Source organism: Xanthomonas sp. WHRI 7945, from assembly GCF_035026585.1.
The window spans coordinates 13,911-40,359 of record NZ_JAYIQP010000011.1 but is presented as its reverse complement, the minus strand read 5'-3'; the positions used below and the strand labels follow the sequence as shown (position 1 = coordinate 40,359).

General features: G+C 71.4%; 21 protein-coding genes. 11 read left to right on the top strand and 10 right to left on the bottom strand.

The window, feature by feature from the left end:
* Positions 1-53: 53 nt before the first annotated feature.
* Entirely contained in the window at positions 54-386 is a 333-nt protein-coding gene (locus VDQ83_RS10730) for a hypothetical protein (RefSeq protein ID WP_455434913.1), read from the top strand.
* 384 nt (positions 387-770) lie between these two features.
* On the opposite strand, the gene ubiM is transcribed toward VDQ83_RS10730, so the two are convergent.
* From ubiM to VDQ83_RS10705, 5 genes are all read right to left on the bottom strand, one after another.
* Positions 771-1,958: a 5-demethoxyubiquinol-8 5-hydroxylase UbiM gene (ubiM, locus tag VDQ83_RS10725; protein WP_455434912.1), complete on the bottom strand. Its 1,188-nt coding sequence runs from the start codon at positions 1,956-1,958 to the stop codon at positions 771-773.
* Positions 1,959-2,118: 160 nt separating this feature from the next.
* A complete protein-coding gene (locus tag VDQ83_RS10720) occupies positions 2,119-2,508 on the bottom strand; it encodes an MAPEG family protein (RefSeq protein ID WP_455434911.1) in 390 nt (129 codons plus the stop codon).
* A 48-nt stretch (positions 2,509-2,556) separates the two neighbouring features.
* Complete coding sequence (locus VDQ83_RS10715) at positions 2,557-3,141, bottom strand: DUF4019 domain-containing protein (RefSeq protein ID WP_455434910.1); 585 nt, start codon at positions 3,139-3,141, stop codon at positions 2,557-2,559.
* Positions 3,142-3,221: 80 nt separating this feature from the next.
* The gene (locus VDQ83_RS10710; RefSeq protein WP_263395103.1) at positions 3,222-3,482 is read right to left on the bottom strand and encodes a hypothetical protein; all 261 of its coding nucleotides are present in this window, start codon (positions 3,480-3,482) and stop codon (positions 3,222-3,224) included.
* Positions 3,483-3,579: 97 nt separating this feature from the next.
* Positions 3,580-4,683 (bottom strand): hypothetical protein, encoded by a 1,104-nt coding sequence (locus VDQ83_RS10705; protein ID WP_455434909.1) that lies wholly within the window; start codon positions 4,681-4,683, stop codon positions 3,580-3,582.
* Between the two features lie 199 nt (positions 4,684-4,882).
* On the opposite strand from VDQ83_RS10705, the gene VDQ83_RS10700 reads away from it, so the two are divergent.
* From VDQ83_RS10700 to VDQ83_RS10685, 4 genes are all read left to right on the top strand, one after another.
* Positions 4,883-6,358, top strand: coding sequence for an AlkA N-terminal domain-containing protein (locus tag VDQ83_RS10700; protein WP_455434908.1), 1,476 nt, complete (start codon positions 4,883-4,885; stop codon positions 6,356-6,358).
* The gene (locus VDQ83_RS10695) at positions 6,351-6,875 is read left to right on the top strand and encodes a methylated-DNA--[protein]-cysteine S-methyltransferase (RefSeq protein ID WP_309917641.1); all 525 of its coding nucleotides are present in this window, start codon (positions 6,351-6,353) and stop codon (positions 6,873-6,875) included. The genes VDQ83_RS10700 and VDQ83_RS10695 overlap by 8 nt, the downstream gene beginning before the upstream one ends.
* 478 nt (positions 6,876-7,353) lie before the next feature.
* The gene (locus tag VDQ83_RS10690; RefSeq protein ID WP_455434907.1) at positions 7,354-8,628 is read left to right on the top strand and encodes an alkaline phosphatase family protein; all 1,275 of its coding nucleotides are present in this window, start codon (positions 7,354-7,356) and stop codon (positions 8,626-8,628) included.
* Positions 8,629-9,081: 453 nt separating this feature from the next.
* Positions 9,082-10,491, top strand: coding sequence for a chloride channel protein (locus VDQ83_RS10685; protein ID WP_455434906.1), 1,410 nt, complete (start codon positions 9,082-9,084; stop codon positions 10,489-10,491).
* 102 nt (positions 10,492-10,593) lie between these two features.
* On the opposite strand, the gene VDQ83_RS10680 is transcribed toward VDQ83_RS10685, so the two are convergent.
* Entirely contained in the window at positions 10,594-10,779 is a 186-nt protein-coding gene (locus VDQ83_RS10680; RefSeq protein WP_263395108.1) for a 30S ribosomal protein THX, read from the bottom strand.
* Between the two features lie 109 nt (positions 10,780-10,888).
* Positions 10,889-11,302: a MerC domain-containing protein gene (locus tag VDQ83_RS10675; RefSeq protein WP_263395109.1), complete on the bottom strand. Its 414-nt coding sequence runs from the start codon at positions 11,300-11,302 to the stop codon at positions 10,889-10,891.
* 163 nt (positions 11,303-11,465) lie between these two features.
* Here VDQ83_RS10675 and VDQ83_RS10670 point away from each other — a divergent pair, with 163 nt between their 5' ends.
* The 5 genes from VDQ83_RS10670 to VDQ83_RS10650 all read left to right on the top strand — a co-directional run bounded on the left by VDQ83_RS10670 (position 11,466) and on the right by VDQ83_RS10650 (position 20,771).
* Positions 11,466-13,532: a TonB-dependent receptor gene (locus tag VDQ83_RS10670; protein ID WP_455434905.1), complete on the top strand. Its 2,067-nt coding sequence runs from the start codon at positions 11,466-11,468 to the stop codon at positions 13,530-13,532.
* Between the two features lie 491 nt (positions 13,533-14,023).
* Entirely contained in the window at positions 14,024-16,414 is a 2,391-nt protein-coding gene (locus tag VDQ83_RS10665) for a TonB-dependent receptor (protein WP_455434904.1), read from the top strand.
* A gap of 320 nt (positions 16,415-16,734) precedes the next feature.
* Positions 16,735-17,565, top strand: a complete 831-nt coding sequence (locus VDQ83_RS10660; protein WP_455434903.1) for a 2Fe-2S iron-sulfur cluster-binding protein — start codon at positions 16,735-16,737, stop codon at positions 17,563-17,565.
* Positions 17,552-18,553 carry an FAD binding domain-containing protein gene (locus VDQ83_RS10655; protein WP_455434902.1) on the top strand — a complete coding sequence of 334 codons (1,002 nt, stop codon included), beginning with the start codon at positions 17,552-17,554 and terminating at the stop codon, positions 18,551-18,553. Before VDQ83_RS10660 ends, VDQ83_RS10655 begins: the two co-directional genes overlap by 14 nt.
* A gap of 22 nt (positions 18,554-18,575) precedes the next feature.
* Positions 18,576-20,771 (top strand): xanthine dehydrogenase family protein molybdopterin-binding subunit, encoded by a 2,196-nt coding sequence (locus VDQ83_RS10650; protein ID WP_455434901.1) that lies wholly within the window; start codon positions 18,576-18,578, stop codon positions 20,769-20,771.
* 186 nt (positions 20,772-20,957) lie between these two features.
* On the opposite strand, the gene VDQ83_RS10645 is transcribed toward VDQ83_RS10650, so the two are convergent.
* Together VDQ83_RS10645 and VDQ83_RS10640 are read right to left on the bottom strand one after the other, a co-directional pair.
* A complete protein-coding gene (locus VDQ83_RS10645; protein ID WP_263395116.1) occupies positions 20,958-21,563 on the bottom strand; it encodes a nucleotidyltransferase family protein in 606 nt (201 codons plus the stop codon).
* Complete coding sequence (locus VDQ83_RS10640; RefSeq protein ID WP_455434900.1) at positions 21,560-22,615, bottom strand: XdhC family protein; 1,056 nt, start codon at positions 22,613-22,615, stop codon at positions 21,560-21,562. The genes VDQ83_RS10645 and VDQ83_RS10640 overlap by 4 nt, the downstream gene beginning before the upstream one ends.
* A gap of 333 nt (positions 22,616-22,948) precedes the next feature.
* Here VDQ83_RS10640 and VDQ83_RS10635 point away from each other — a divergent pair, with 333 nt between their 5' ends.
* Entirely contained in the window at positions 22,949-25,966 is a 3,018-nt protein-coding gene (locus VDQ83_RS10635; RefSeq protein ID WP_455434899.1) for a PAS domain-containing protein, read from the top strand.
* Between the two features lie 11 nt (positions 25,967-25,977).
* Here VDQ83_RS10635 and VDQ83_RS10630 read toward each other — a convergent pair whose 3' ends face one another.
* Positions 25,978-26,385: an SMI1/KNR4 family protein gene (locus VDQ83_RS10630; protein WP_455434898.1), complete on the bottom strand. Its 408-nt coding sequence runs from the start codon at positions 26,383-26,385 to the stop codon at positions 25,978-25,980.
* Between the last annotated feature and the right edge of the window lie 64 nt (positions 26,386-26,449).

Sequence of the window (26,449 nt, the reverse complement as noted above, 5' to 3'; positions counted from 1 at the left end):
GGCGGCGCGGCCTGCACGGCGCGTTCCCGGCCGCCGCACAGGGCGGCCGCGGCATGCTGATCGACATCGGCGCGCGCAACATCGCGCCGTCGGCGGACGACCCGCTGCACGACGTGTACGGTCTGTCGATCGACCCCGAGGCGGCGCGGCCGTTCTGGCTGTCGCAATCCATCCGCGGCGGGCATGCCGAAGGCGGCGGCGCGATCGCCCTGGGCCTGGACGACCTGGACGGCTGGCGCGGCGACTGGCGCCTGCACCTGCGCCGCGCCGGCTGCGACTGGGCCATCGCGCCGATCGAGGCCGCGCAGCGCTCGGGCGACGTGCAGGCGGCCCTCGCCTGCCTCATCGCCGGGGCTGAGGAACGCCGCCTCGCTCGCACGCCATAGCGCTAGCGGGTTCTCGCCCCCATTCGGGCAATCGCATCTTGTGGGAGCGACTTCAGTCGCGACGCGCCTTCCCGGTAGAGCCCGTCGCGACTGAAGTCGCTCCTACAGTGCTTCGCCAATCCACAGACCGCTGGCATCGGTGCGCCAAATGATGGGGTGATTCCCGCATCTGGGCGCCGTTGGCTTTTTGTAGGAGCGGCTTCAGCCGCGACAGGCCTTCCCGAGAAAGCCCGTCGCGGCTGAAGCCGCTCCTACAGTGGTGTGTGCAGGCGGACGAGAAAGAGCGCACATGGCAGCGCCAACCCGGCGGCGCTGCTGTCGCTGTCACTCGCCGCGCGACGAGCTACCTTTTACCTTCTCCTGAGTCCTGCGCGCGCCCCGCCTTCAACGCGCGCCCACCGCACCGCGCTGGGTCAGGTGCGCGGCGATCGCGCGCTTGAACGGCGCCACCCGGTCGGCCACGCGCAATGCCGCGTTGCGCAGCGCGCGCGCCGGCAGGCGGTCGTCGGTGTACAGCGCGGCGATCGCGTTGGTCGCCTCGTACAGCGGCCGCGTGGCCAGGCGGTGGCCGCGCTCGTAGCCGGCCAGCAAGGCCGGTGCGGCGATGTCGCCGCCCTGCGCCACCGCCGCGTGCAGCGCGCGCGCCAGCCGCGCCTGGCTCTGCAGGCCGAAGTTGAAGCCGTGCGCGGTCACCGGATGCATGCCCACCGCGGCGTCGCCGATCAACGCATAACGCTTGCCGACGAAACGCTGCGCGTACACCGCGACCAGCGGATAGACCTGCGGCCGCACCAGCGGCGTCATCGCGCCGAGCCGGTGCTCGAAGCGTGCGCTGATCTCCGCGCCCAACGCCGCTGCGTCCATCTGCATCAGCGCCTGCGCGCGCTCCGGCGCCAGGGTCAGCACCGCCGAGGCCTGGTTGCCGCGCAGCGGCAGCAGCGCCAGCGTCTGGCCGTAGCCGAACCACTCCCAGGCGGTGTGCTGGTGCGGGCGCTCGTGGCTGACCCGGCACACCAGCATGCTGCGGCCGAAATCGCGCATCTGCGCGCCGATGCCACGCATGCGCCGGGTGCTGGAGAAACGGCTGTCGGCCGCGACCACCAGGCGCGCGCGCAGCGTCCGGCCATCGGACAGGCGCAGCGTGGACTGGTTGTCGTCGCAATGCAGCGCCTGTACCGAGACCCCGTCGAGCAGCGTCAGGCCCGGCTGCGCCTGCACCGCGTCGAATGCGGCGCGGCGGATCAGGTGGTTGGGCACCAGCCAGCCCAGGTCGCCGCGGTCGCGCTGGCTCGCGGCGAAGGTCAGCGCGAACGGCGAGGAACCGTTCATCACCCGCGCATCGCGCAGCGGCGAGATCGCATCGGGATCGATCCGCGACCACAAGTCCAGTTGTTCCAGCAGCGTGCGCGAGGCGTGGGTCAGCGCGATCTCGCGGCCATCGAAGGCGGCCTCGGCCAGGGCCGCTCGCGGCTGCGGCTCGATCAGCGCCAGCGACAGCCCGCTGCCGGCGAGCGAGCGGGCGAAACACAGGCCGGCCGGGCCGGCACCGACGATGGCGATATCCACATGCATTGCTGCGCTTCCCGTATCGGACGCGGCCAGCATAAACCCGCCGCGCGGCGCGGCATTGATCTGGATCAGCGCTGCGGCAAACGGTCGCAGCGCAACGCCTCGCGCATCCGCTGCGGTGCGGCCGCGGCGCATGGCCGCGCGCAACGCCGCTCGCGCGGCCTCACAGCAGCGCCCACACCAGTTGCAGGGTCGCCCACAGCGACACCGCCCACACCAGGCTGCGCACATACGGCACGCCCGCCGCATACAGCGGCACGTAGACCAGCCGCGCCCAGAAATACAGCTGCGCCGCCAGCGCGGTGTGCGCACTGCCCCTGTCCATCGCCACCACCGCCACCGCCGCGGCGGCGAAGAACGGAAAGGTCTCCAGGAAGTTGCGCAGCGCGCGGTCCAGGCGCCCGGCCACGCCGGCCGGCGGCGTTTGCGGCGCGTCGCGCGCGCTGGCATTCCACTTCATGCCGCGCTGTGCGGTGACGAACGCGGCGGCCAGCAACAGCTGCACGATCCCGAGCAGGATCGCCCAGGCCAGCATGCGGATTTCGATACTCATGGAGACCTCGGGCAGTGGCGGAAGCAGCGAACGGCGGACGCGGCCGATTCAGTTCGGCGGGCCGACGTGGTAGCCGACCAGGCGCCAGGTCTTGTCGTCGTCCAGGCGCAGCGAGACCAGTTCGCGCACCGGCTGCGGCGCGTTGGCGAAGCGGCTGGGGAAACTGATGTTGACGTAGACCCCGGGCGGCACCTGCGAGCCCGCCGCGTAGCGCACCCGCGCAACGCTGGCCACGCCGCGGCCGAGCAGCGCGCCGAGCCGTGCGCGGTCCGCATCGACCTGGCGCACGAAAGCCTCGCGCGCGACCGCCTTCTTCGCCACCGCCGATGCGCCGTCCCACAGCTCGCCGCTGCGTCCGGCATCGACCAGTTGCGCGGCGCGCAGCCCTGCCTGCGCCATCTGCGCATCCTGCTTGGACAGCGGTCCCGGCGCCGGGGGCGCAGCAGGCCTGGACGCGGCCGGCTTGGACGCGGCAGGTTGGGTGGCCGCAGGCGGCGAGACGGCGGACTGCGCGGCGGCGGCGGGCTGGGCAGCGGCAGGCTGCGGGGCAGCGGACTGGGCAGCGGGTTGCGCGGCTACGGCGAATGCCGCCGCATACAGCAGCGGCGCCAGCAGGCGGGTCGACAAGGGCATCGGGGTGGGCATCGCTCAGGCGGCGTGGCAGCGGCGGGGGCCGCAGTCTACGCCGGCCGCGCGCGCCGGCGCAGGAGCGCTCACGGCTCCTCGCCCGGCGCGGCCGCGCTCACCGGCACCGCGTAGCGCTGCCGGTGCCAGGCGCGCCAGCTCGCCCATAGCGCCCACCCGGTACCGCCCAGCAGGCCGGCCAGGCTCAGCAGCGAGGCGGTGCGCGCCAGCGGCTGCGCATACGCGCCGCTGGCGAAGTGCAGCAGCAGTTCGGCGACCAGGAAACCGCCCAGCACCAGCAACGCCGGCGGCAGGTACAGCCGCACCATCAGCTTGGTTCCGACTGCCATCTGCACGCTCCCGAAGTGGATGGCGCGGACGCTAGCGCCGCCGCGGTGCCGGGGGCGTGAACACCGCAGCGCAGCGGCGCGCGTGCGCAGCCGACGTTCAGGCGCCGGGCGAGGCCAGCGGCAGCGTGGCCACGTCGATTTCCGACAGCGGGCTCTCCGCCGGGCAGGCCTGGTCGGGGAAGCCGAAGCGCTGCTTGAGGGCCTGGCCGCAGGCAGTCAGCGTCTCCAGGTCCACGCCCTTGGCCTTGCACTCGTGGTCGAACGCGATCAGGAACGCGTCCTTGCGGCGCAGGAAGTCGTCGCCGCACTTGCGCAGCTGCTTGATCCGCTCCAGGTCGTCCTGCACCGCGTTGGTCCCGTCCAGCCCGTACTGCTTGAGTTCGTCGTTGCTGAGCAGGCGCAGGCTGCGGTTGGGCACGGTCATCATCAGGTCGGCCACCGACACCGCCACGCCGTTGCGCTCCAGGTAGTCCTTGACGTTGCCGTAGACCTCCTGCAACTCGCGGTTGAGTTCGGCGCGCGAGGTCGCGGTGGAACTGATCCGCATCATGCGGTGGATGCCGACCTTGCCGGAGATCAGCCGGTTGTCGCCGGCGGCGAGCACGAATACGCAGGCGCTGTGGCAGATCGAGCCTTCGCGCACCCAGATGGTCCAGCCGGATTCGCCGATCGCATCGCCGGCGCGGATCGCGGCCTCGACCTGGCCGCCGCTGGAATCCAGGTCCAGCACGCGCTTGCCGATGCCCACGTGGGTGGCGACCTCGGCCAGGCGCTGCACCATGGCGGCGAAGCCGGCGTTGATCTTGCCTTCGTAGCGCACCCGCAGCAGGCCGCGCTCGCGGCATGGCGCCAGCGCCGCCTCGAGCGTCGGCCGGTCCAGCCCGGCCAGCGGCTCGCCGTCGCCGGCCTCGGCCGCGTAGTCGGTGTCGCAGCTGACGAAGGCCTCGCCGTTCTCCAGGGCCGCCTCGTCCCAAGCGCCGCCGTCGGGCTTGGCGACATCGGGCTTGGCGGCGTCGGGCTTGGGCGTGGCGGCGGGCGCCCGCGCGGGCGCGGGCGGCGGCGCGCCGACCGAGACCATGTGCTCGCCGTCGCCGGGCGGGCTGTCGGCCACGGTCCTGCCGGCGGACGGCGCGCCCTGCTGGCACGACAACAGGCCAGCGCAGCACAGCGACAACCACCAGGTTTTGGACGGGAAAGGCAAGCGACGGGATCCGCAGTGGAGAGACGGCGCACCCGGGAGCGCGCGGTCCTAGTCTAGTGCCGATGCGCATCCGCTTCCCAACTGCGCCTAAACCGGCTCTGCCTGCGGTCGCGGCGCAGGCGTGGCCGCCGCATCCATGCCGACCATCCATGTCCGAAAACGGCGAGTCCGCTCCGCCGGGGCGGACTAGACTGGCGCCATGACCTACGCAGCGACCGCCGACCACGCCCTCTACGACCGCGCCCGCCAGGCCCGCGACGCGCGCTTCGACGGCGTGTTCTTCACCGCGGTGCGCAGCACCGGCATCTATTGCCGGCCGGTATGCCCGGCGCCGGCCCCCAAACGCAGCAACGTGCGCTACTACCCCAGCGCCGCCGCCGCGGCCGCGGCCGGCTATCGGCCGTGCCTGCGCTGCCGGCCGGAGCTGTCGCCGGAAGCGCAGCAGCATCTGGGCGAGGAATCGGTGCGACGCGCGCTGGCGCTCATTGCCGAGGGCGCGCTGCAGGACGCCGGCGTCGAACGCCTCGCCAGCGACGTCGGACTCAGCGCGCGCCAGTTGCAGCGGGTGTTCGTCGCCCAGCTCGGCGCTACGCCGGCCGCGGTGCACGCGACACGGCGCCTGCTGCTGGCCAAGCAATTGCTGACCGAGACCGCGCTGCCGATCACCCAGGTGGCGCTGGCGGCCGGCTTCAACAGCCTGCGCCGCTTCAACGCCGCGTTCCTGGAAGGCTGCGGCATGCCGCCCTCGGCGATCCGCAAGCAGCGCGCCGAGGTGCCGGGCGGCGATCTGGTGCTGCGCCTGGGCTACCGCCCGCCGCTGGATTTCCGGGCCATGCTGGCGTTCCTGCGCAAGCGCGCGATCCCCGGCATCGAGCGCATCGGCGAAGCCAGCTACGAGCGCGTGCTCGGCCCGCTCGAGGCCTCGACCCGGATCCGGGTCGAGGCCGATCCGCAGCGCCACGAACTGCGCCTGCGGATCGCCGCGGCCGACCCGCGCGCGATCCCGGACATCGTGCGCCGGGTGCGCCGCATCTTCGACCTGGACGCCGACCTGCGCGCGGTGCATGCCACGCTGGCCGCCGAACCGCTGCTGGCGCGCGCGATCGCGCGGCGCCCGGGACTGCGCGTGCCCGGCGGCTGGGACGGCTTCGAGGTGGCGGTGCGCGCGGTGCTCGGCCAGCAGGTCAGCGTGGCCGGCGCGGCGACCCTGGCCGCGCGCCTGGTCGAGCGCCACGGTGCACAGCGGCCCGGCCAGGCGCCCGGCCTGGACCGCGCGTTCCCGGCGCCGCAGGAACTGCTGGACGCGCCGCTGGAAGCGATCGGCCTGCCGCGGTCGCGCGCCGCAACGCTCCGCGCGCTGGCCGCGGCGGTGGTGGCCGGACGCCTGCATTTCCGTGCCGGCCAGCGCCTGTCCGAGTTCGTCGAACGCGCCACCGCCCTGCCCGGCATCGGCGCCTGGACCGCGCACTACATCGCCCTGCGCGCGCTCGGCCAGCCCGACGCATTCCCGGCCGGCGACCTGGTCCTGCAACGCGTGCTCGGCGCCGACGGCGCGCGCCTGAGCGAACGCGCCACCGAGGCCCGCGCGCAGGCCTGGCGACCATGGCGCGCCTACGCCGTCCTGCAGCTCTGGCACCTGGCCGGCGATCCACCCGAGGAGACTTCCCATGACTGAGCACCGCCTGTACTACGACGCCTTCGCCACCCCGATCGGCGAACTGACCGTGGCCGTCGGCGACGACGGCGTGCGCCACATCCTGTTCCCGGAGAACCGCTACGACGCGCGCGGCCGTGCCGACTGGATCCGCGACGCGGCGCCGGTGCGCGAGGCGCGCGAACAGCTGCTGGCCTATTTCGCTGGCGAGCGCGACACGTTCGACCTGCCGCTGGCGCCGCGCGGCACCGCCTTCCAGTGCCGCGTATGGCAGGCGCTGGCCGACATCCCGTTCGGCGCGACCTGGAGCTACGCGCAGCTGGCGCAGCACATCGCGCAGCCGCGCGCGGTACGCGCGGTCGGTGCCGCCAACGGCCGCAACCCGCTGCCGATCGTGCTGCCGTGCCACCGCGTGATCGGCGCCAACGGCACCCTGACCGGCTTCGGCGGCGGCCTGCCGACCAAGGCCGCACTGCTGGCGCTGGAGCGGCGCGGGGCGACAGCGGCGCACGGCGCGACGGCGCCGCTGTTCGACTGAATGCCAGCGCTGGCATCCCTTCTCCCGCCGGGAGAAGGTGCCCCGCAGGGGCGGATGAGGGTACGGCGAAGCCTTGGATGTTCGGGTGCGCCAAGCTATCCATGCCGACGTACCCTCACCCCAACCCCTCTCCCGGGGGGAGAGGGGCTAAAGCAGCCTCGCCACGCCGGCATCGTCAGCGACCTCGCCGCGCACGCTGGCCACTCCCTTCTCCCCTCGGGAGAAGGTGCCCCGAAGGGGCGGATGAGGGTACGGCGAAGCCTTGGATGTTCGGGTGCGCCAGGCTATCCGTGCCGACGTACCCTCACCCCAACCCCTCTCCCGGGGGAAGAGGGGCTAAAGCGGTCAGTCGCCAGAGCGACGGCGCTTCACCACCTGCGCCCGATGCTTGACGACGTGCGCCGCAGTGCGTGCGCAACCATCCGTGTCCGCCGCGCATGTCTTCGCCGCGTCACCGCGCGCGCTTTATCATGCGCCGATGACTTCCCTCGCCCTACGACTGGCAGGCGCCTGCGCGGCGCTGCTGCTCGGCGCTTGCGCCTCCACCCCTTCTTCCTCTCCCGGCATTGCCGCCGTTGCGCCGCAGGCCGCGTCCAGCGCGGCGACACAGCCGCCATTGCTGGTGCTGATCTCGATCGACGGCCTGCGCGCGGACATGCTCGATCGCGGCATCACGCCGAACCTGAGCCGCCTGGCCCGCGAGGGCGTGCGCGCGCAATGGATGACGCCGTCGTATCCATCGCTGACCTTTCCCAACCACTACACCCTCGTCACCGGGCTGCGCCCGGACCACCACGGCATCGTCCACAACAGCATGCGCGACCCGCTACTGGGCACGTTCCGGGTCAGCGACCGCGACGCGGTCGGCGACGGCCGCTGGTGGGGCGGCGAACCGATCTGGGTCGGCGCCGAGAAGGCCGGCCTGCCCGCGGCGAATTGGGCCTGGCCGGGCGGCGAGGCGACGATCCAGGGGGTGCGCCCGAGCCGCGGCCACGCCTTCGACGAACAGGTCGCGCCGAACGCGCGGGTCGACCAGGCGCTGGGCTGGCTCGACGATCGCGGCGCACCGCGCCCGCAGTTGCTGACCCTGTACTTCGAGCAGGTCGACGGGGCCGGCCACGACTTCGGTCCGCAATCGGCGCAGTACGCGCAGGCGATCGAGCAGGTCGACGCCGCGATCGGCCGCCTGCTCGACGGTCTGGCGCAGCGCGGGCAGCTGCAGCGCACCAACCTGGTGGTGGTGTCCGACCACGGCATGGCGACGGTGCCGGCGCAGCAGGTGGTCATCATCGAGGACATGGTGTCGATGCAGGAGGCCGAGGTGGTCAGCTATGGCCAGTCGATCGGCATCGCGCCGCGGCCCGGCCAGGAGGCCAAGGTCGAGGCCAGGCTGCTCGGCGCGCATCCGCAGTACGACTGCTGGCGCAAGGCCGAGCTGCCGGCGCGCTGGCACTACGGCAGCCATCCGCGCGTCCCGCCGATCGTGTGCCAGATGCACGAGGGCTGGGACGCGCTGCCGGCCGAGCGCGCCGCGGAGAAGCCGCGCACCGGCCTGCGCGGTTCGCACGGCTACGATCCGGCGCTGCCATCGATGCGCGCGGTGTTCATCGCCCGCGGTCCGGCATTCCGCCAGGGCGCGACGCTGGCGCCGTTCGACAACGTCGACGTGTATCCGCTGCTGACCAGACTGCTGGGAATTCCCGCCGCACCCAACGACGGCGATCCGCAGGCGCTGCTGCCGGCGTTGCGCTGAGCGCAGCGGTCGCGGCACGGCTCGTTGGAATCCGGATAGCCGGATAGCCGGATACAGCCTAGCGTGCCTGCAACGTGCGCTGCCGGGTGCCGTCGCCACCGCGACGGCGGGACGTAGCGGTGGCAGCGGCGAGCGACATCCCCCGGCATGGCTGGCCATGTGCAGACGGGAACGGTGCCATCTAGCCGTCACGACCGCGTTGCGCATCGCACGCAATCGTCGCTGCGGGCAGAGCGCGGCCCATCGCACTGCGGCCGTGCCGCCGTCGGCGGGCAAGCACGCGCAAACTGCTTCCAAGGCCGCGCTGCGCCGTCGCGCCACTTTTCGCTGCGCCCGGGTGCACGGCATGCGAGGACGCGGCCCCAGCGCATCGCGCCGCATGCGAACCGTGTCGGGCATGACGGATGGATGCGGCGCCGAGCCCGCGCCATCGACGCATGCGACAATCCGCACATGCAGTCGCCCGATCCCGTGCCACCGCCGCGCATGCGCCAACGCCTGCACCCGCTGCTCTCGCACGAGAGCTGGAAACAGCGCGCGGTGCTGTGGGGCGGCGCGGTCGCGGTCGCGCTGGTCGCGATCGTGTTCGCCAAGGCCAGCGACGCGGCCTTCCACCTGTTCCAGCGCATCATCGCGCACTCGCCGTGGTGGGCGCTGCTGCTCACGCCGAGCGTGTTCGCGCTGCTCGCCTGGCTGACCAACGGCGTGCTGCGTCCCACCCGCGGCAGCGGCATCCCGCAGGTGATCGCCGCGCTGGAGCGGCCCGACGATGCGTTCCGGCAGGACAACCTGTCGCTGCGCGTGTCCGCCGGCAAGCTGCTGCTGACCACGCTGGCCCTGCTCGGCGGTGCCTCGGTCGGGCGCGAAGGGCCGACCGTGCACGTCGGCGCCAGCCTGATGTACGTGCTCGGGCGCTGGTTCGGCTTCCGCGATCCGCGCCAGGCCTCGCATTTCCTGCTCGCCGGCGGCGCCGCCGGCATCGCCGCGGCGTTCAACACGCCGCTGGCCGGGGTGGTGTTCGCGATCGAGGAGCTGAGTGGGCGCTTCGAGCACCGCTTCTCCGGCACGCTGCTGACCGCGGTGATCGTCGGCGGCGTGATCTCGCTGGGCCTGCTCGGCAACTACACCTATTTCGGCAAGGTGTCGGCGGCGCTGCCGCTGGGCCGGGCGTGGCTGGCGATCGTACTGTGCGGCGTGGTCGCCGGCCTGCTCGGCGGCGCGTTCAGCCGCATGGTGCTGGCCACCGTCGCCGGCAAGCCGCGCTGGCTGGGCGCGCTGCGCCGCCGCCACCCGGTGCTGCTGGCCGCGCTGTGCGGCCTGGCGCTGGTCGCGCTGGGCCTGGCGTTCGGTGCCGGCGCGTTCGGCACCGGCTATGACCAGGCGCGCAGCCTGGTGCAGGGCCACGCCAGCGTCGGCCACGAATTCGGGCTGATGAAGCTGCTGGCGAACCTGGCGTCGTACGTGGCCGGCATCCCCGGCGGGCTGTTCTCGCCGGCACTGGCGGTCGGCGCCGGCCTGGGCCACAACCTGGCGGTGCTGATGCCGGACGTGGACCCGCGCACCTTCGTGCTGCTCGGCATGTGCGCCTACCTGACCGGCGTCACCCAGGCGCCACTGACCTCGGCGGTGATCTCGCTGGAACTCACCGACAGCAGCGACATGCTGCTGCCGATCCTGGCCACGGTGCTGATCGCGCGCGGCGCTTCGGCGCTGGTCTGCCGCACGCCGATCTATCGCGGCCTGGCCGAGCAGTTGCTGGCGGCGCCGGCCGTGGCCGAACGCGCACCAGAACCAGAACCAGAACCAACGCCGCCGACCGCCGACCTGGCCGGCGTTCCCGGCGAGGACGATCCGCCGCGCTGAGCCCACATCGCGCCGCGCGACGCAGTCGCGTCCATCGCGCAGGCAAAAAAAACGCGGCGCAAGCGCCGCGTTCTTCTCGTACCGCTGGACTGGAGCCCAGGCTCAGCCGGCCTTGGCGACCGTCTTCTTGGCCACGGCCTTCTTCGCCGCCGGGGTCTTGACCACCGACTTCTTGGCGACCGGCGCAGCTGCGCCCACGGCCACCTTGCTCACGTTGTGCAAGCGCGAATTGCCATAACTGGCGTTATAGCGCTTGCCCTTGGCGGTCTTGCGGTCACCCTTACCCATGCTCATCGACTCCTGAATGTGTGTGCGAAATCCCCGCGCGGTGCACGGGTTTGGCGAGGCCAACGCGGTCAGCGCCCTCGCGCAAGGCCGGCAAGCCTACCACGTGCGCTCAGTGGGCGCAGCTGGCGTCGTGCACGTGGCCGTGGTTGAGCCGCAGGTTGAGCAGGTGCGAAAGCCCGACCAGCGTGCCGCCGAAGGTCATGATCGCCGCATGCGGCGCCACCGCGTGGTGCAGCGCCGGCACCAGCATGCCGGCCCACAGCGACAGCAGGCCGACCAGCAGCAGCCCCAACGCCTGCCAGGCACGGTGCCGGCGGTAGCCCAGGACCAGGCTGAACAGGCCCAGGCAGGTCACGAACAGCACCAGCGTGCGCTCCACGCCGTCGCCCAGCCACACCGACAGGCCCAGCGACGGCAGCACCGCCAGCGCCAGCGGCAACAACGCGCAATGCACCGCGCACAGCAGCGAACCGGTGGCGCCGAGGCGATCGAGCAAGGCGCGCAGATTGGAGGTAGGCGACATGACTTCCAGCACAGTGGTGATTGCGTTATAGAATAATATAACATTACCCGGCCGGCGACCAGCGTCGCCATGCTTCCGCATTTTCGTGCCTGTCGCCGCCCTGTGGCGAACGCGAGCGCCTGCGCCCGCCTGGCAATGCCTTCCCCCCTACTCGGTATACCTAATGTCCTGCTCCCGCCCCCGCTCGCTCCGTCGCACCGCACTGTCCCTGGCACTGGGCAGCCTGCTCGCCCCGGTCCTGGCCCTGGCCGCCGATGCGCCCGCCGCCGACACCGACGCCACGCCGCCGGCCAGCGACAGCCGCCACGCCGACGGCGGCAAGCACGACCGCCACGTGAAGGACCTGGACGCGGTGGTGGTCACCGCCAGTCCGCTGCGCGATGTGGTCGGCGACCTGAGCCAACCGGTGGAGGTCCTGGCCGGCGAGCGCCTGGACGAGAACCGCGGCGCCAGCATCGGCGAGACCGTGGCCAGCCTGCCGGGCGTGCAGAGTTCCAACTTCGGCCCCGGCGTCGGCCGGCCGATCATCCGCGGCCTGGACGGCCCGCGCGTGGCGGTGCTCAGCGACGGCCTGTCGACCCAGGACGTGTCCACCGTCAGCCAGGACCATTCGCCGGCGGTGGAATCGTTCCTGGCCGACCAGATCGAAGTGCTGAAGGGGCCGTCCACCCTGCTGTACGGCTCCGGCGCGATCGGCGGCGTGGTCAACGTGGTCGACGGACGCATCGCCGAGACCCCGGTCGACGGCGTGCACGGCCGCGCCGAGGTGCGTTTCGAGGGCGGCGACAAGGACGGCAACACCGACATGTTCCGCGTCGACGCCGGCAACGGCAGCGGCCTGTCGATCCATGCCGACGGCGTGTACCGCAACCAGAACGACTACGGCACCCCGCAGGGGCGCCAGGTCAATTCCTTCCTCGATTCCAAGGTCGGCTCGATCGGCGCCTCGCTGGCCGGCGACTGGGGCTTCGTCGGCGTGTCGGCCTCGCGCTTCCGCGACAACTACGGCAACCCGGGCGAGCCCGGCGATCCGGCCGCCGGCGAGCGCGGCGTGTCGCTGCGCCTGCACCAGGACCGCTACGAGCTCAAGGGCGGGCTGACCGATCCGTGGGGCGACGGCAGCGCGCTGCGCTACAGCTTCGGCCATACCGACTACAACCATACCGAGTTCGAAGGCGCGGAAGTGGGCACGGTGTTCGACAAGCGCGCCAACGAGGGCCGCGTCGAGGCGTCCTTCACTTTCGGCGGCGGCTGGCAGACCGCGTTCGGCGTGCAGGGCACCGATTCCACCTTCCAGGCGATCGGCGAGGAAGCGTTCGTGCCGAAGACCGACACCCGCGCCATCGGCGTGTTCGCCGTGGCCCGCAACAACTGGGAACGGGTCAGCGCCGAGGTCGGCGCGCGCGTGGACAAGACCAAGTACGAAACCGAGATCGGCGTGGACCGCGATTTCACCCCGAAGAGCTTCTCGCTCAGCGGCGGCTTCCGCTTCAACGAGCAGTGGCGCCTGACCGCCAACCTCGACCACGCCGAGCGCGCGCCGGCCGAGGAAGAGCTGTTCGCCGACGGCCCGCACATCGCCACCCTCGCCTACGAGATCGGCGACGCCGACCTCAAGACCGAGAAGGCCAACCAGGCCGAGCTTGGGCTGAACTTCAAGAACGACTGGGTGGATGCCAAGGTCTCGGCGTACTACAACCGCTACAACGACTTCATCTACATCGTCGACACCGGCGAGCAGTGGTTCCACGAGGAAGACAACGACTTCCTGCCGATCCGCCAGTGGACACAGGCCGACGCGGTATTCCACGGCTTCGAGGGCGAGGCCACCTTCCACCTGGCCGACAACGACAGCGGCGCCTGGGACCTGCGCGTGTTCGGCGACACCGTGCGTGCGCGGCTGAAGGACGGCGGCAACCTGCCGCGCATCGCGCCGGCACGCTACGGCGCGCAGCTGCGCTGGGACGCCAGCAACTGGCGCGCCTCGCTTGGCGCCACCCGCTACCAGAAGCAGGACAAGGTGGCGGTCGACGAGACCCCGACCGCCGGCTACACGCTGGTCGATGCGCACCTGGCCTATCACGTCGATGCCGGCGCCACCGCGTGGGAAGTGTTCCTGGACGGCAACAACCTCACCGACCAGGACGCGCGCGTGCACACCTCGTTCCTGAAGGACGACGTGATGCTGCCCGGCCGCAACGCCTCCTTCGGCGTGCGCCTGTTCTTCTGACGCGGCTCCTCTCCCCCGCGTCAGTGGAGGCCGCCTTCGGGCGGCCTCTTTTTTGGCGGCACCAGGGCAGGCCGACGCTTGCAGCCACGCCCAACCCAACCGTCGCAACGATGCACGGCCACCGCGCTGCGGAACGCGTGCGGCGGCCTCGCGTGATCGGTTGCGATATGCGGCACCGGCAGCCCGCCGCGAACGCTGACCCGGGCCGCCAAAGCGGCGCCACGACATGGCATCGCGGATTGCGGATTGCGGATTGCGGATTGCGGACCGCATTGCACGCGCCCTGCGGCGACAGCCGCCAGCCTGCGCAGCCCATCACGCAATCGACCCCGATACCGCGCTGCACAATGGCCTCGACGCGCAACGGCGTTACAAAGAGCGCGGCGCGCAGCCCCCGCTCGCGCCGTGCCGGCCGACCCACGCCGCCGTGCAACGCACGCGGATCGCGAACGCCGGCACACCGTTCCGGATGAAGAAAGGAGAGATTCTTCATGAAACCTGCATTGCACCGCCGCCTGCTGCCGCTGTCCGTCGCCGCCGTCCTGCTCGCGCCGCCGGCCTGGGCGCAGACCGCCGACACGCCGGCCGCGTCCACCACGCAAGCCGACGCCACCACCCTGGATACCGTCGTGGTCAGCGGCACCGCGCGCTTCAAGGGCCTGCGCAAGCGCGACGCCAGCTTCTCGATCACCACCGCCACGCCCGAACAGATCCAGCAGGCGGTGCCGCAGAGCAGCGCCGACCTGCTGAAGATCGTGCCGGGCGTGTGGGCCGAACCCAGCGGCGGCGGCACCGGCGCCAACATCTTCGTGCGCGGCATGCCGTCGGAAGGCGATGCGCCGTTCGTCACCTTCCAGCTCGACGGCGCGCCGCTGTTCCCGCCGCCGACGCTGTCGTTCCTGGAGAACTCCACGCTGTTCCGCACCGACGACACCGTCGAGCGCCTGGAAGTGCTGCGCGGCGGTTCCAGCCCGATCTTCTCCAACGGCCAGGCCGGCATCACCGCCAACTTCATCCAGAAGAAGGGCCAGGACGAGCCGGAAGGCAGCGTGCGCCTGACCGGCGGCAGCGACGCCCTGCGCCGCATCGACCTGTTCAACAGCGGGCCGATGGGCAACGGCTGGTACTACAGCATCGGCGGTTTCTTCCGCGAGACCGACGGCGTGCGCGACCCGCAGTTCTCCGCCGACAAGGGCGGCCAGTTCAGCGCCACGCTGAGCAAGCGCTGGGACAGCGGCGAGGTGTCGTTCTACGCCCGCCACACCGACGACAACAACGCCTTCTACACCGCGATCCCGCTGCGCTCGCGCAACAACGGCGGCGACCTGTCCAGCTTCCCCGGCCTCAACGCGCAGACCGGCACCCTGCTCAGCAACGATTTCCGCAACGTCAGGCTGCCGGTCGGCCCGAATGGCGAGACCGTGCAGCGCGACCTGGCCGATGGCCGCGGCGTCAACATCGACGTGTTCGGCGGCGAACTGAACTGGCAGGTCGGCGACTGGACCATCGCCGACCGCTTCAACGTGATGGGCGGCACCGCGCCGACCTATGCGCTGTTCACCGGCGATGCGCCGCAGCGCCTGGGCGACTTCATCGCCGGCTACGGCAGCGCCGGCAGCGCCCGCTACACCAACGGCGGCGGCGCGGTCGATCCGGACCAGCAGGTGCTGGAAGCCGGCTGGTGGTCGGTGGACAAGCGCCTGAACTCCTTCACCAACGACCTGCGCCTGAGCCGCGAACTGTTCGCCGGCAACACGCTGACCGTGGGCAGCTACTACGCCAAGTATTCCTCCAACGACACCTGGTACCTCGGCAACACCATGCTGCTGACCGCGCAGAACCACGCGCGGCGCATCGACGTGGACCTGGCCGACGGCCGCCAGCCGACCCGCGAGGGCTTCACCAGCACCGCCTTCTTCGCCCTGCGTGCGCACTACGACGGCGAGAACACCGCCGTGTTCGTGGCCGACGAATGGGAGCTGGACGAGCGCCTGCGCCTGGACCTGGGCGTGCGTTACGAGCGCCAGAGCGTCACCGGCACGGTGCACGACACCGCCACCGTGGACCTGGACGGCAATCCCGCCACGCTGTACGACAACGCCACTTCGATCTCGCTGCCGAGCGCGCGGCGCATCGATCAGGACGACGACGCGCTGTCGTGGACCGCGGGCCTGAACTTCAAGCTCGACGAGCACAACAGCCTGTTCGCGCGGGTCAACTCCGGGGTCAAGTTCCCCGGCTTCGACAACCTGCGCGACGGGCAGACCAAGGTGCAGGAGGTCGACCAGTACGAGCTGGGCCTGAAGTCCGGCGCGACCGCCTACGACCTGTACCTGACGGCGTTCTACAACACCTTCAAGAACTCGCCGTTCCAGGCGTTCCTGTCCAACGGCAGCAACTTCACTACGGTCGGCGATTCGCGCGCCTACGGCCTGGAAGTGGAAGGCGCGATCCGTCCGTTCGGCGGCTTCGAACTGGCCGGCACCGGGGTGTGGCTGGACGCCAAATACCGCAACTACCGCGAGTTCACCGGCAACCAGGTGATGCGCCAGCCCAAGCGCCAGTTCCGGCTGACCCCGAGCTATTACTGGGCGCTGCCGTTCGGCGACCTGCGCCTGTTCGCCACCTACTCCTACGTCGGCGAGCGCTTCGCCGACCTGGCCAACAGCCAGCGCCTGCCCTCCTACGACATGATCGATGTCGGCGCCAGCCTGCATGCCGGCGACCATTGGGAGTTCACCGCCAGCGGCAGCAACGTGACCGACGAACTGGGCCTGACCGAGGGCAACGTGCGCGTGCCGGGCGCGGCCACCGGCGGCGTGTTCATGGGCCGCCCGATCGCCGGGCGCCAGTACCAGGTATCGGTCGCGTATCGCTGGTAGCACGCGCATATCTGCGACCGCAGAGACCTTGTAGGAGCGGCTTCAGCCGCGACAGACCCTATTCGTAGCGCCTGTCGCGGCTGAAGCCGCTCCTGCAGAACGCGATGCTGCGCCCTTGCGACTCCCGAATCCCGAATCCCGGCTCCACCGCAACCCTCCCTTCGCAATCTCTTCGCAATACCGCTGCGATGCTTCGACATGGCGCCGTCGCGCGTCCATGCACCGGTGTCGCGACGACACCGCCCACCCCAGGTCGCACCGTCCCTTCCGTTGCGCCACGCGCGCTGCGACAAGGCGGTGGCCCCAGGCAGGAGAGACCGATGCAGCACGACCCCCATCCCCCCAAGGTCGCGCCCGACGCCGCCGAGCTACCGCCCGATGCGCCGCTCAGCGACGACGAGGCGGCGCTCGCGCGACGGCTCGGCATCAACGGCCTGTCGCGGCGCGAATTCATCGCCCTGCTGTCGGCCGCCGGGCTGAGCGGCGCCGGCGGCCAGATCGCCTTCAGCGAGGCCGCCTTCGCCGCACCGGCAAACCTGCCGCCGCCGCAGAACGCGCTGCCGGTCGTGCTGCAGGTCAACGGCCAGCGCCATGCGCTGCGGCTGGACCCGCGCACCACGCTGCTGGACGCGCTGCGCGAGCACCTGGCGTTGACCGGCACCAAGAAGGGCTGCGACCACGGCCAGTGCGGCGCGTGCACGGTGATCGTCGACGGCGAGCGGCGGCTGTCCTGCCTGACCCTGGCCGCGCAGGCCGAGGACGCGCAGATCACCACCATCGAAGGCCTGGCCGACGGCGAGCGGCTGCATCCGATGCAGGCCGCGTTCGTGCAGCACGACGGCTTCCAGTGCGGCTACTGCACGCCCGGGCAGATCTGCTCGGCGGTGGCGCTGCTCAACGAGATCAAGCGTGGCGACGCCAGCCACGTCAGTGCCGACGTCAGCCAGCCGGTGACCGACCTCACCGATGCGGAAGTGCGCGAACGCATGAGCGGCAACCTGTGCCGCTGCGGCGCCTATCCGAAGATCGTCGCCGCGATCCAGGACGTGCACAGCGGCGGCGCGCCGCGCGCGCTGACCTGGCGCTACGTCGACCAGTCCGAGCTGACCGCGCTGAAGATGGCGAAGGAGGTGGCCGATGACGCCGTTTAAGTACCAGCGCGCCAGTTCCGCCGAGGACGCGGTGCGCCGCGTCGCCGCCAATCCGAACGCGCGCTTCCTCGGCGGCGGCACCAACCTGCTCGACCTGATGAAGGAAGGCGTGACCGGCGCCGACGAGATCGTCGACCTGACCCGGCTCAAGGGCCTGGCCGAGATCGCCGAAACCGCCGACGGCGGCCTGCGCCTGGGTGCGCTGGCCAACAACACCCACACCGCCAACCACCCGCTGGTGCGCCAGCGCTATCCGCTGCTGAGCCAGGCGATCCTGGCCGGGGCGACGATGCAGCTGCGCAACATGGCCACCAACGGCGGCAACCTGCTGCAACGCACGCGCTGCGGCTATTTCTACGACACCGCCCTGCCCTGCAACAAGCGCAGCCCCGGCAGCGGGTGCGGCGCGCGCGAGGGCCTCAACCGCACCCACGCGATCTTCGGCCACAGCACGCACTGCGTGGCGGTGCATCCCTCGGACATGTGCGTGGCGCTGGCCGCGCTCGATGCCACGGTGCAGGTGCGCACGCCGGCCGGCGCGCGCCGCGAGATCCCCTTCGCCGACTTCCACCTGCTGCCCGACGCGCGCGCCGACCTGGACAACCAGCTGGCGCATGGCGAACTGATCGAGGCGATCGTCCTGCCGGCGCAGCGCTTCGCCGCGCACAGCCACTACCTGAAGGTGCGCGACCGCGCCAGCTACGCGTTCGCGCTGGTCTCGGTGGCCGCGGCGCTGGCGCTGGAGCCGGATGGGCGCATCCGCGAGGCGCGCATCGCGATGGGCGGGGTGGCGCACAAACCATGGCGCGCGCACGCCGCCGAACGCGCACTGGTCGGCCAGCGCGTCGGCGAAGCGGCCTTCGCCGCAGCCGCGCAGGCCGAGATGGCCGCCGCGCGCCCGCTGGCGCACAACGCTTACAAGGTGCCGATGGGCACGCACGCGATGATCCGCGCCCTGCATCGCGCCAGCGGCAGCGATGCCGCGTGAGCACCGAACCGGAGAACCGGCAATGAACTACATCGGCAAGGAAATGCGTCGCGTCGACGGCTACGCCAAGGTCACCGGCAAGGCGCGCTACGCGGCGGAGTTCCAGATCCCGCACCTGACCCACGGCTACATCCTCACCAGCACCATCGCCAAGGGCCGCATCGTGCGCATCGACACCCGCGCCGCCGAGGCCGCGCCGGGGGTGATCAAGGTGTTGACCCATCTGAATTCGGTCAAGCCGGTGTCCGACGAGGTCAAGAAGAAAGGCGAGGACCTGTCGTTCCGCGCCCTGGTCGACGAGCGCATCCATTTCAGCGCGCAACCGATCGCGGTGGTGGTCGCCGCCAGCTTCGAGCAGGCGCGGCATGCCGCACGGCTGATCCAGGTGGACTACGCGGCGGAAACGCCGAGCACCGACTTCGTGGCGCTGCTCGACCAGGCCTACGATCCCACGCCGAAGGAATCGCCGCCGCCGCGCGGCAACCCGGCTGCGGCGTTCGCCGCCGCGCCGGTCCAGGTGCGGGCCGCGTACACGATGCCGATCGAGCACCACAACCCGATGGAGCCGCACGGCGGCATCGGCTACTGGATCGGCGACACGCTGACGGTCATCAACAAGAGCCAGAACGTCCACCAGGATCGCGAGCAGTTGGCCGGCTATTTCGGCATCCCGACCGAACGGGTCAACGTGGTGTCGCTGTTCGTCGGCGGCGCGTTCGGCTCGTGCCTGCGCCCGAACTACTACACCTTCCTGCTCGGCGCGGTGTCCAAGGCGGTCGGCCGCCCGGTCAAGATCGTCTACACCCGCCGGCAGATGTTCAGCGGCCACGGCTACCGCCCCTACTATCGGGTGGAACTGGACCTGGGCGCCGACGCAGCCGGCAAGCTGCAGGCGATCCGCTACCGGCACGTGCTCAACACCTCGCGCATCGAGGCGTTCAACGAGGCGTTCCTGCGCAACGCGCGCTCGCTGTACGCCTGCCCCAACGTCGAGGACCGCTTCGAGGTGGTCGACACCGACCTGCCGACGCCGCAGGCGATGCGCGCGCCCGGCGCGATCAGCCAGATGTTCGGCATCGAGTGCGCAATGGACGAACTGGCGCACGCGCTGAAGATGGACCCGTTGCAGTTGCGCCTGGCCAACTACGCCGAGACCGATCCGGAAACCGGCAAGCCGTTCTCGAGCAAGGCGCTGCGCGAGTGCTACCGGCTCGGCGCCGAGACCTTCGGCTGGAGCAAACGCAACCCGGAGCCGCGCTCGATGCGCGATGGGCGCCTGCTGGTCGGCTGGGGCATGGCCACCGGCACCTGGCCGGCGATGCAGATGCCGGCGCTGGCGCGGGTGCTGCTCAAGGCCGACGGCAGCGCCGTGGTCGGCAGCGCCACCGCCGACATCGGCCCCGGCACCTATACGGTGATGACCCTGATCGCCGCCGAATACCTGGGCATCGACGCCAAGCGCGTGCAGTTCGAACTCGGCGACACGCGCCTGCCGAAGGCGCCGTCGCAGGGCGGCTCGTGGACCACCGCCAGCGTCGGCAGCGCGATCCACGGCGCGGTGCGCGAGATCCGCGGCAAGCTGCTGGAGCTGGCCAGGCAGGACGGGCAATCGGCGTTCAGCGGCCTGGACGTGGACGCGGTGGAACTGGCAGACGGCCAGTTGCGCCCGACCGGCAAGCCCGAGGCCGGCCTGGACGTGGCCAAACTGATGCGCCAGCACGGCCTGCAGGAACTGGAGGTGGTGCACGAGTCCAAGCCCTCGGCCGAGCGCCAGAAGTACGCCACCGCCGCGCACGGCGCGCAGTTCATCGAGGTCAAGGTCGATCCGGACACCGGCATGGTGCAGGTGACCCGGGTCATCGAGGCCACCGCCTGCGGCAAGATCATGAACCCGCTGACCTCGCACAGCCAGGAGATCGGCGCGGTGGTGATGGGCATCGGCATGGCGCTCAGCGAAGGCACCGAGGTCGACCACCGCTACGGACGCATGCTCAATGCCTCGCTGGCCGACTACCACGTGCCGGTCAATGCCGACGTGCAGCAGATCGAGACCATGTTCGTGGAAGAACAGGACCGCATCGTCAACCCGCTCGGGGTCAAGGGCATGGGCGAGCTGGGCATGGTCGGCATTCCCGCGGCGATCGCCAACGCCGTGTTCCATGCCACCGGCAAGCGCATCCGCGAACTGCCGATCACCCCGGACAAGCTGATCGGCTGAGCGCGGCGGCGCCCTGCCATCACTGCGCGCGGGCATTCGCTCGTGCGCGACCAGGGTGGCCCGTCATGCTTTCCTGTAGGAGCGGCTTCAGCCGCGACCATGGCCTTGCCGACAAAGCCCGGTCGCGGCTGAAGCCGCTCCTACAGGGACTCGCTCGTCCGTAGCGAGCGCCCAGCTCCTTGGCCGCTACGGATCCAGCCAGCCGCGCTCCACCGCGGCCAGCACGTCCTGCTGGGTGTCCAGGTCCAGCGCCAGCGCCGGGGCGACGATGCAGCCGAGGCTGTCCGGCGCCATCGCCTCGAACAGCGCGCGCAGGCCGCGGTCGCCGGACAGGCGCAGCCCGCGCCAACAGTCCTGCGCCACCACCGCCGGCATGCCGCGCACGCCGGCGTAGGCGCTGATCGCGCAGCCGGACGCGGCGCGCATGGCCGCGGCCAGCAGGTCGTGCAGGTGCGGCAGATCCAGCGCCGGCTGGTCGCAGCCGAGCACCAGGCTATGGGTGATGGAGGCGTCGTCGTGGACGACCGCGCGCAGGCACTCCAGGCTGCCGCCCATGCCGCTGGACCAGTCCGGATTGCGCACCACTTCCACCGGCAACCCGTCCAGCGCCGGGCGCAGCGCCTCGGCCTGCGCGCCCAGCACCACTACGCAACGCGCCGGCGCCGTGGCCAGCGCCAGGCGCGCGGCGCGGCGCAGCAGCGGTTCGCCGTCGCGGGTCAGCGCCTGCTTGGCGTGGCCGAGGCGGCGGCTGGCGCCGGCTGCCAGGATCAACGCCGCGTGCGCCTGGCTCATCGCGCTTCCTCCTCGGCATCCGAGGGCACCGGCGCCGCCACTGCGTCGCGGCGCGCGCGCCGCGGCCTACCGCGCGCCTCCGCAGCCGCGCCCGGCCGTGGCGGCGCGGTGCGGGTGGCCTGCAGCTGCGCGGCGATGCTCAGCGCGATCGCCTCCGCGCCGCTGCCGCCCAGCCGCAGCCCGACCGGCGCATGCAGCCGCGGCAGCAGTTGCGCGTGCTGTTGCGGGCGCAGCAGGCGGAACAGATCCTCGCGCCGGCGCGGCGGCCCCAGCAGGCCCAGGAACGGGATCGCGCTGCCCGCCAGCGCGTCCAGCGCTTCGCGGTCCAGTTCGAAGTGGTGGTGCATCACCAGCGCCGCATCGCTGTCGGCGCAGTCGACCAGCGCGCGGGTCGGCGTGCAGGCCAAGGCCAGGTCGGCCAGCACGGCTTGGGCCATCCAGCGCGGCCGCTGCTCGACCAGCGTGGTCATCCAGCCCAGTTGCCGCAGCAGCGGCAACAGCACCGCGGTTTCCGGACCCGCGCCGAACACGCTGACCCGCGGCGGCGGCGGCACCTGTACCTGGCCGCCGCAGGCCGCCGCGCCATTCCAGGCCTGGCACGGCACGCGCCACTGCAGCGTCTGCCCGGCCACGGCCGCGACCACGCCACCGTCGCCATCCAGCGCCAGGGTCAAGCCGCCGCGCCGCTGCAGCCAGGCCTGCGCCAGGCGCTCGATGCCGGGCAGTGCCGACAACGGCAACAAGGCCAGGCGCAGGCGGCCGCGGCAGCCCACCGCCGAGCCGGACAGCAGGTCGTCGTCGTCGCGCGTGTCGATCTCCATCCACGCCAGCGCGCCGGCCGCCGCCGCGCGCGCCGCGCAGCGCGCGATCTCCGGCTCCAGGCAGCCGCCGCTGAGCCAGCCCTGCTGCGCGCCGTCGGCAACGAACAGCGCGATCGCGCCGGCATGCGCATAGGTGGAGCCTTCGCTGGCCATCACCACCGCCAGCACGGCGGGTGCGCGCTGTCGGCAGGCGACGATGGCGGCGTGGAGACAGTGTCTGGCGGCGGACATGCGGCTGTCGCTGAAGGTGGGAATCACAGACTAAGCAGGCGCTTGTGAAGGCCCGATCCGTTCGCCGGTGGACGCGGGCAATGTGTTCGCCGCCATCGCCCCGCGGCGGCGCTCGGCCGCGGCCTTGTGTCGCGCACGATCCGCGCGAGGCATGCGCTGCGCTCGCCACGCCGGCCGCGGCACCTTCGCCGATGCCCCGCGCCGTCGTGCATGCCAGATGCCTGCCGGTCCCGGATCGGCCCGCCTGCGCGCATGAACTCCATGTCATGGCCGGCGCAGAACGCTCCGGTAAAGTACCGCCGCTTACCCGCACAACGCCGGCAATTCCCCCTCATGAGCCCTGACCACGCGACTCCCGCCGCCGAGGCCCACGCGCACCCGTTCCTGCACGGCGGCGGCGAGACCGGCGCGCTGATCGGCCGTTTCGACTGGTCGCGTACGCCGCTGGGGCCGTTGTCGGCATGGCCGCAGAGCCTGCGCACGGTAACCGCGATGCTGCTGCGCTCGCCGCTGCCGATCGTGCTGCTGTGGGGGCCCGAGGGCATCATGATCTACAACGACGCCTACGCGGTCTTCGCCGGCGCGCGGCATCCGCAGCTGCTCGGCTCGGAGGTGCGCCAGGGCTGGGCGGAAGTGGCCGAGTTCAACGACCACGTGATGAAGGTGGGCCTGGCCGGGCAGACGCTGTCGTACAAGGACCAGGAACTGACCCTGCACCGCCATGGCCGCCCCGAGCAGGTGTGGATGGACCTGGACTATTCGCCGGTGCTGGACGACGACGGCGCCCCGGCCGGGGTCATCGCCTTCGTCGTCGACACTACCGAGCGGGTGCGCGCGCAGGCCCATATCCAGGCCGAGCGCACGCGCCTGACCCGCCTGTTCGACCAGGCGCCCGGCTTGATGGTGATGCTGGCCGGGCGCGACCACGTCGTCGAACTGGCCAACCCGGCGTTCGTGCGCCTGATGGGCGGCGGCGAGCTGCTCGGCCTGCCGATCCGCGCCGCACTGCCGGACATGGCGCGGCCGGACTTCCTCGACATCCTGGACAACGCCTACCGCACGGGCACGGCCTTCGTCGCCAATTCGGCGACCTTCCAGCTGCAGCACGACGGCCAGGCGCACGAACGCATCCTCGACTTCGTCTGCCAGCCGGTGACCGGTCCATCCGGCGAGGTCACCGGCATCTTCATCGAAGGCCACGACGTCACCGAGCAGCGCCGGAGCGCCGACGCACTGCGCGCCAACGAGCGGCGCCTGCGGTTTCTCGACGCGCTGGCCAAGGCCACCGCCGCCAGCACCGATGCCGGCGCCATCCTCGCCACCACCACGCGCCTGCTCGGCGAGTACCTGCGCGTGTCGGTGTGCGCTTATGCGGACATGGATCCGGACCAGGACGGCTTCACCATCCGCGGCGACTGGAGCGCGCCCGGCGCGCAGAGCATCACCGGCCACTACAGCCTGGCCGCGTTCGGCCGGCTGGCGGTGCGCAACCTGCGCGCCGGCCTGCCGCTGGTGCTGGACGACAACCGCGCGCAGCTGCCGCCGCACGAAGCGGCCACGTTCCTGGACATCGGCCTGGCCGCGACCATCTGCATGCCGCTGGTCAAGGAAGGACGGCTGACCGCACTGATGGCCATCCACGACAGCGCGCCGCACCGCTGGACGCAGGAGGAACTGTCGCTGCTGACCGAAGTGACCGAACGTTCCTGGGCGCACATCGAGCGCGTGCGCTCGGAGGCGCAGCGCCGGCTGGACGAACAGCGCTTCCTGCGCGAACTGGAGCGCAAGGTGGCCGAGCGCACCGCCGAACTGGCGCAGAGCCAATCCAACATCCGCACCGTGCTGGAGACCTCGCACCTGTTCCAGGGCCTGCTGGACCTGGACGGGCGCCTGCGCTACACCAATGCCACCGCGCTGCAGGGCATCGGCGCGCGCCTGGACGACATCCGCGACTGGCCGCTGTGGACCACGCCGTGGTTCGCGAAGACGGACGGTGCGCCGGAACTGGTCGAGGCCGCGGTGCGCCGCGTCGCCGCCGGCGGCACCGAGCACATGAGCATGACTTTGAACCTGCCCACCGGCGTGCGCGCCTTCGACCTGTCGCTGCGGCCGGTGCTGGATGCGGCCGGCACGGCGGTGGGGATGGTGTTCGAGGCGGTGGAGATGACCGCGCGGATCATGGCCGAGAAGGCGCTGCGGCAAGCGCAGAAGATGGAGGAGATCGGCAACCTCACCGGCGGCATCGCGCACGACTTCAACAACCTGCTGACGGTGATCCTGGGCAACCTGGAACTGCTGCGCGGGCGCGTGCCGGACGACCCGCTGCTGCGGCGGCTGCTGGACAACGCCACCGCCGGCGCCGAGCGCGGCGCCGCGCTGACCGCGCGCATGCTGGCCTTCGCGCGCAAGCAGGACCTGCGCACCGAGCGGCTCGACGTGAAGACGCTGGTCGAGGGCATGACCGACCTGCTGGAACGTTCGTTGGGCGCGACCATCGCGCTGCAGCTGGAACTGCCGACGCGGTTGCCGGCGGTGGAGACCGATGCCAACCAGCTGGAAACGGCGCTGCTGAACCTGGCGGTCAACGCGCGCGACGCGATGGACGGCCAGGGCCGCATCCTGATCGCCGCGCGCGCGGCGCGGCGCCGGCACGCGTCCGATGGGCTGCGGCCCGGCCGCTACGTATGCCTGGCGGTCACCGACACCGGCACCGGCATGGACGAGGCCACGCTCAAGCGCGCCGCCGAGCCGTTCTTCACCACCAAGGGCGTCGGCAAGGGCACCGGCCTGGGCCTGTCGATGGTGCATGGGCTGGCCCAGCAATGCGGCGGCGCGTTGCTGATCCACAGCACCCCAGGCCTTGGCACCACCGCGGAAATCTGGCTGCCGGCCACGGACGCCGATGCCGCAGCCGCCCCGCCCGCGGCGCGCACGCCGGCGCTGCCGGCGGTGGCGGCCGGCGCGCTGAAGATCCTGGCGGTGGACGACGACCGGCTGGTGCTCGCCAACACCGCGCAGATGCTCGGCGAACTCGGCCACCAGGTCGCCGCGGCCGGCTCCGGTCCCGAGGCGCTGGCCATGCTCGCGCAGCAGCGCTTCGACCTGGTGGTCACCGACTACGCGATGCCGGACATGACCGGCATGCAGCTGGCGGTGGCGATCCGCCAGGCGCAGCCGGCGCTGCCGATCCTGCTGCTCTCCGGCTACACCGACCTGGCGCCGGGCGCGCACCCGCAGATCCCGCGCCTGTCCAAGCCGTACTCGCGTGCCGGGCTGGCGCGGGCAGTGGTGGACGCGGTGGGCGCCGGCGACAATGCAGGCGGGAACGAAGCGGCGGCCTGCGAAAACTAGGCCGCGGCCGCTCAGCCGGTGAGTTCGGCCATGAAGTCGTCAAAGCAATCGCTTACCAGGGCCAGTTCCTCCTCGTCCATCAGGTAGAGGTAGATTTTCCCGTGATCATCTTTCCTGAGCGACAACAGGAAACAGTCGCCGCCATAGTCGTAGGCGAAGGGAATCATTCCCTGCAGGGAGGAAACGCTGTGGGTCAGGTCGCGGTAGACGGTCTCGATGGGAGCAATGCCGTACTTGATCGGCGTGAAACCGCCCAGCAGAAAATCGTTGTCGCCATGGTCCTCGGGCAGGTCCCCGCCATTGTGCTGCAGATAGAACTGCCTGAAGCCGGCCGGCAGTTGCGCACCGAATTGCTGCTGGAATTCGTCCAGCTCCTGCACGGTGAGGGCCTGCCCGGAGTCTTCGAGGATCAGCTGCATTCGAGCGCTCCCGCTGCTCTGCTCTGGCACGAGGCGGCGAGTATAGGGCGTGTCTGCAGCGGGC

Bases quoted from the DNA above. Each gene is read 5' to 3' on its own strand.
- VDQ83_RS10655 (WP_455434902.1), top strand. From the start codon at position 17,552: ATGACGCCGTTTAAGTACCAGCGCGCCAGTTCCGCCGAGGACGCGGTG.
- VDQ83_RS10730 (WP_455434913.1), top strand. From the start codon at position 54: ATGCTGATCGACATCGGCGCGCGCAACATCGCGCCGTCGGCGGACGAC.
- VDQ83_RS10665 (WP_455434904.1), top strand. From the start codon at position 14,024: ATGAAACCTGCATTGCACCGCCGCCTGCTGCCGCTGTCCGTCGCCGCC.
- VDQ83_RS10710 (WP_263395103.1), bottom strand. From the start codon at position 3,482: ATGGCAGTCGGAACCAAGCTGATGGTGCGGCTGTACCTGCCGCCGGCG.
- VDQ83_RS10685 (WP_455434906.1), top strand. From the start codon at position 9,082: ATGCAGTCGCCCGATCCCGTGCCACCGCCGCGCATGCGCCAACGCCTG.
- VDQ83_RS10715 (WP_455434910.1), bottom strand. From the start codon at position 3,141: ATGCCCTTGTCGACCCGCCTGCTGGCGCCGCTGCTGTATGCGGCGGCA.
- VDQ83_RS10695 (WP_309917641.1), top strand. From the start codon at position 6,351: ATGACTGAGCACCGCCTGTACTACGACGCCTTCGCCACCCCGATCGGC.
- VDQ83_RS10700 (WP_455434908.1), top strand. From the start codon at position 4,883: ATGACCTACGCAGCGACCGCCGACCACGCCCTCTACGACCGCGCCCGC.
- ubiM (WP_455434912.1), bottom strand. From the start codon at position 1,958: ATGCATGTGGATATCGCCATCGTCGGTGCCGGCCCGGCCGGCCTGTGT.
- VDQ83_RS10690 (WP_455434907.1), top strand. From the start codon at position 7,354: ATGACTTCCCTCGCCCTACGACTGGCAGGCGCCTGCGCGGCGCTGCTG.
- VDQ83_RS10650 (WP_455434901.1), top strand. From the start codon at position 18,576: ATGAACTACATCGGCAAGGAAATGCGTCGCGTCGACGGCTACGCCAAG.
- VDQ83_RS10675 (WP_263395109.1), bottom strand. From the start codon at position 11,302: ATGTCGCCTACCTCCAATCTGCGCGCCTTGCTCGATCGCCTCGGCGCC.
- VDQ83_RS10645 (WP_263395116.1), bottom strand. From the start codon at position 21,563: ATGAGCCAGGCGCACGCGGCGTTGATCCTGGCAGCCGGCGCCAGCCGC.
- VDQ83_RS10720 (WP_455434911.1), bottom strand. From the start codon at position 2,508: ATGAGTATCGAAATCCGCATGCTGGCCTGGGCGATCCTGCTCGGGATC.
- VDQ83_RS10635 (WP_455434899.1), top strand. From the start codon at position 22,949: ATGAGCCCTGACCACGCGACTCCCGCCGCCGAGGCCCACGCGCACCCG.
- VDQ83_RS10660 (WP_455434903.1), top strand. From the start codon at position 16,735: ATGCAGCACGACCCCCATCCCCCCAAGGTCGCGCCCGACGCCGCCGAG.
- VDQ83_RS10630 (WP_455434898.1), bottom strand. From the start codon at position 26,385: ATGCAGCTGATCCTCGAAGACTCCGGGCAGGCCCTCACCGTGCAGGAG.
- VDQ83_RS10640 (WP_455434900.1), bottom strand. From the start codon at position 22,615: ATGTCCGCCGCCAGACACTGTCTCCACGCCGCCATCGTCGCCTGCCGA.
- VDQ83_RS10670 (WP_455434905.1), top strand. From the start codon at position 11,466: ATGTCCTGCTCCCGCCCCCGCTCGCTCCGTCGCACCGCACTGTCCCTG.
- VDQ83_RS10680 (WP_263395108.1), bottom strand. From the start codon at position 10,779: ATGGGTAAGGGTGACCGCAAGACCGCCAAGGGCAAGCGCTATAACGCC.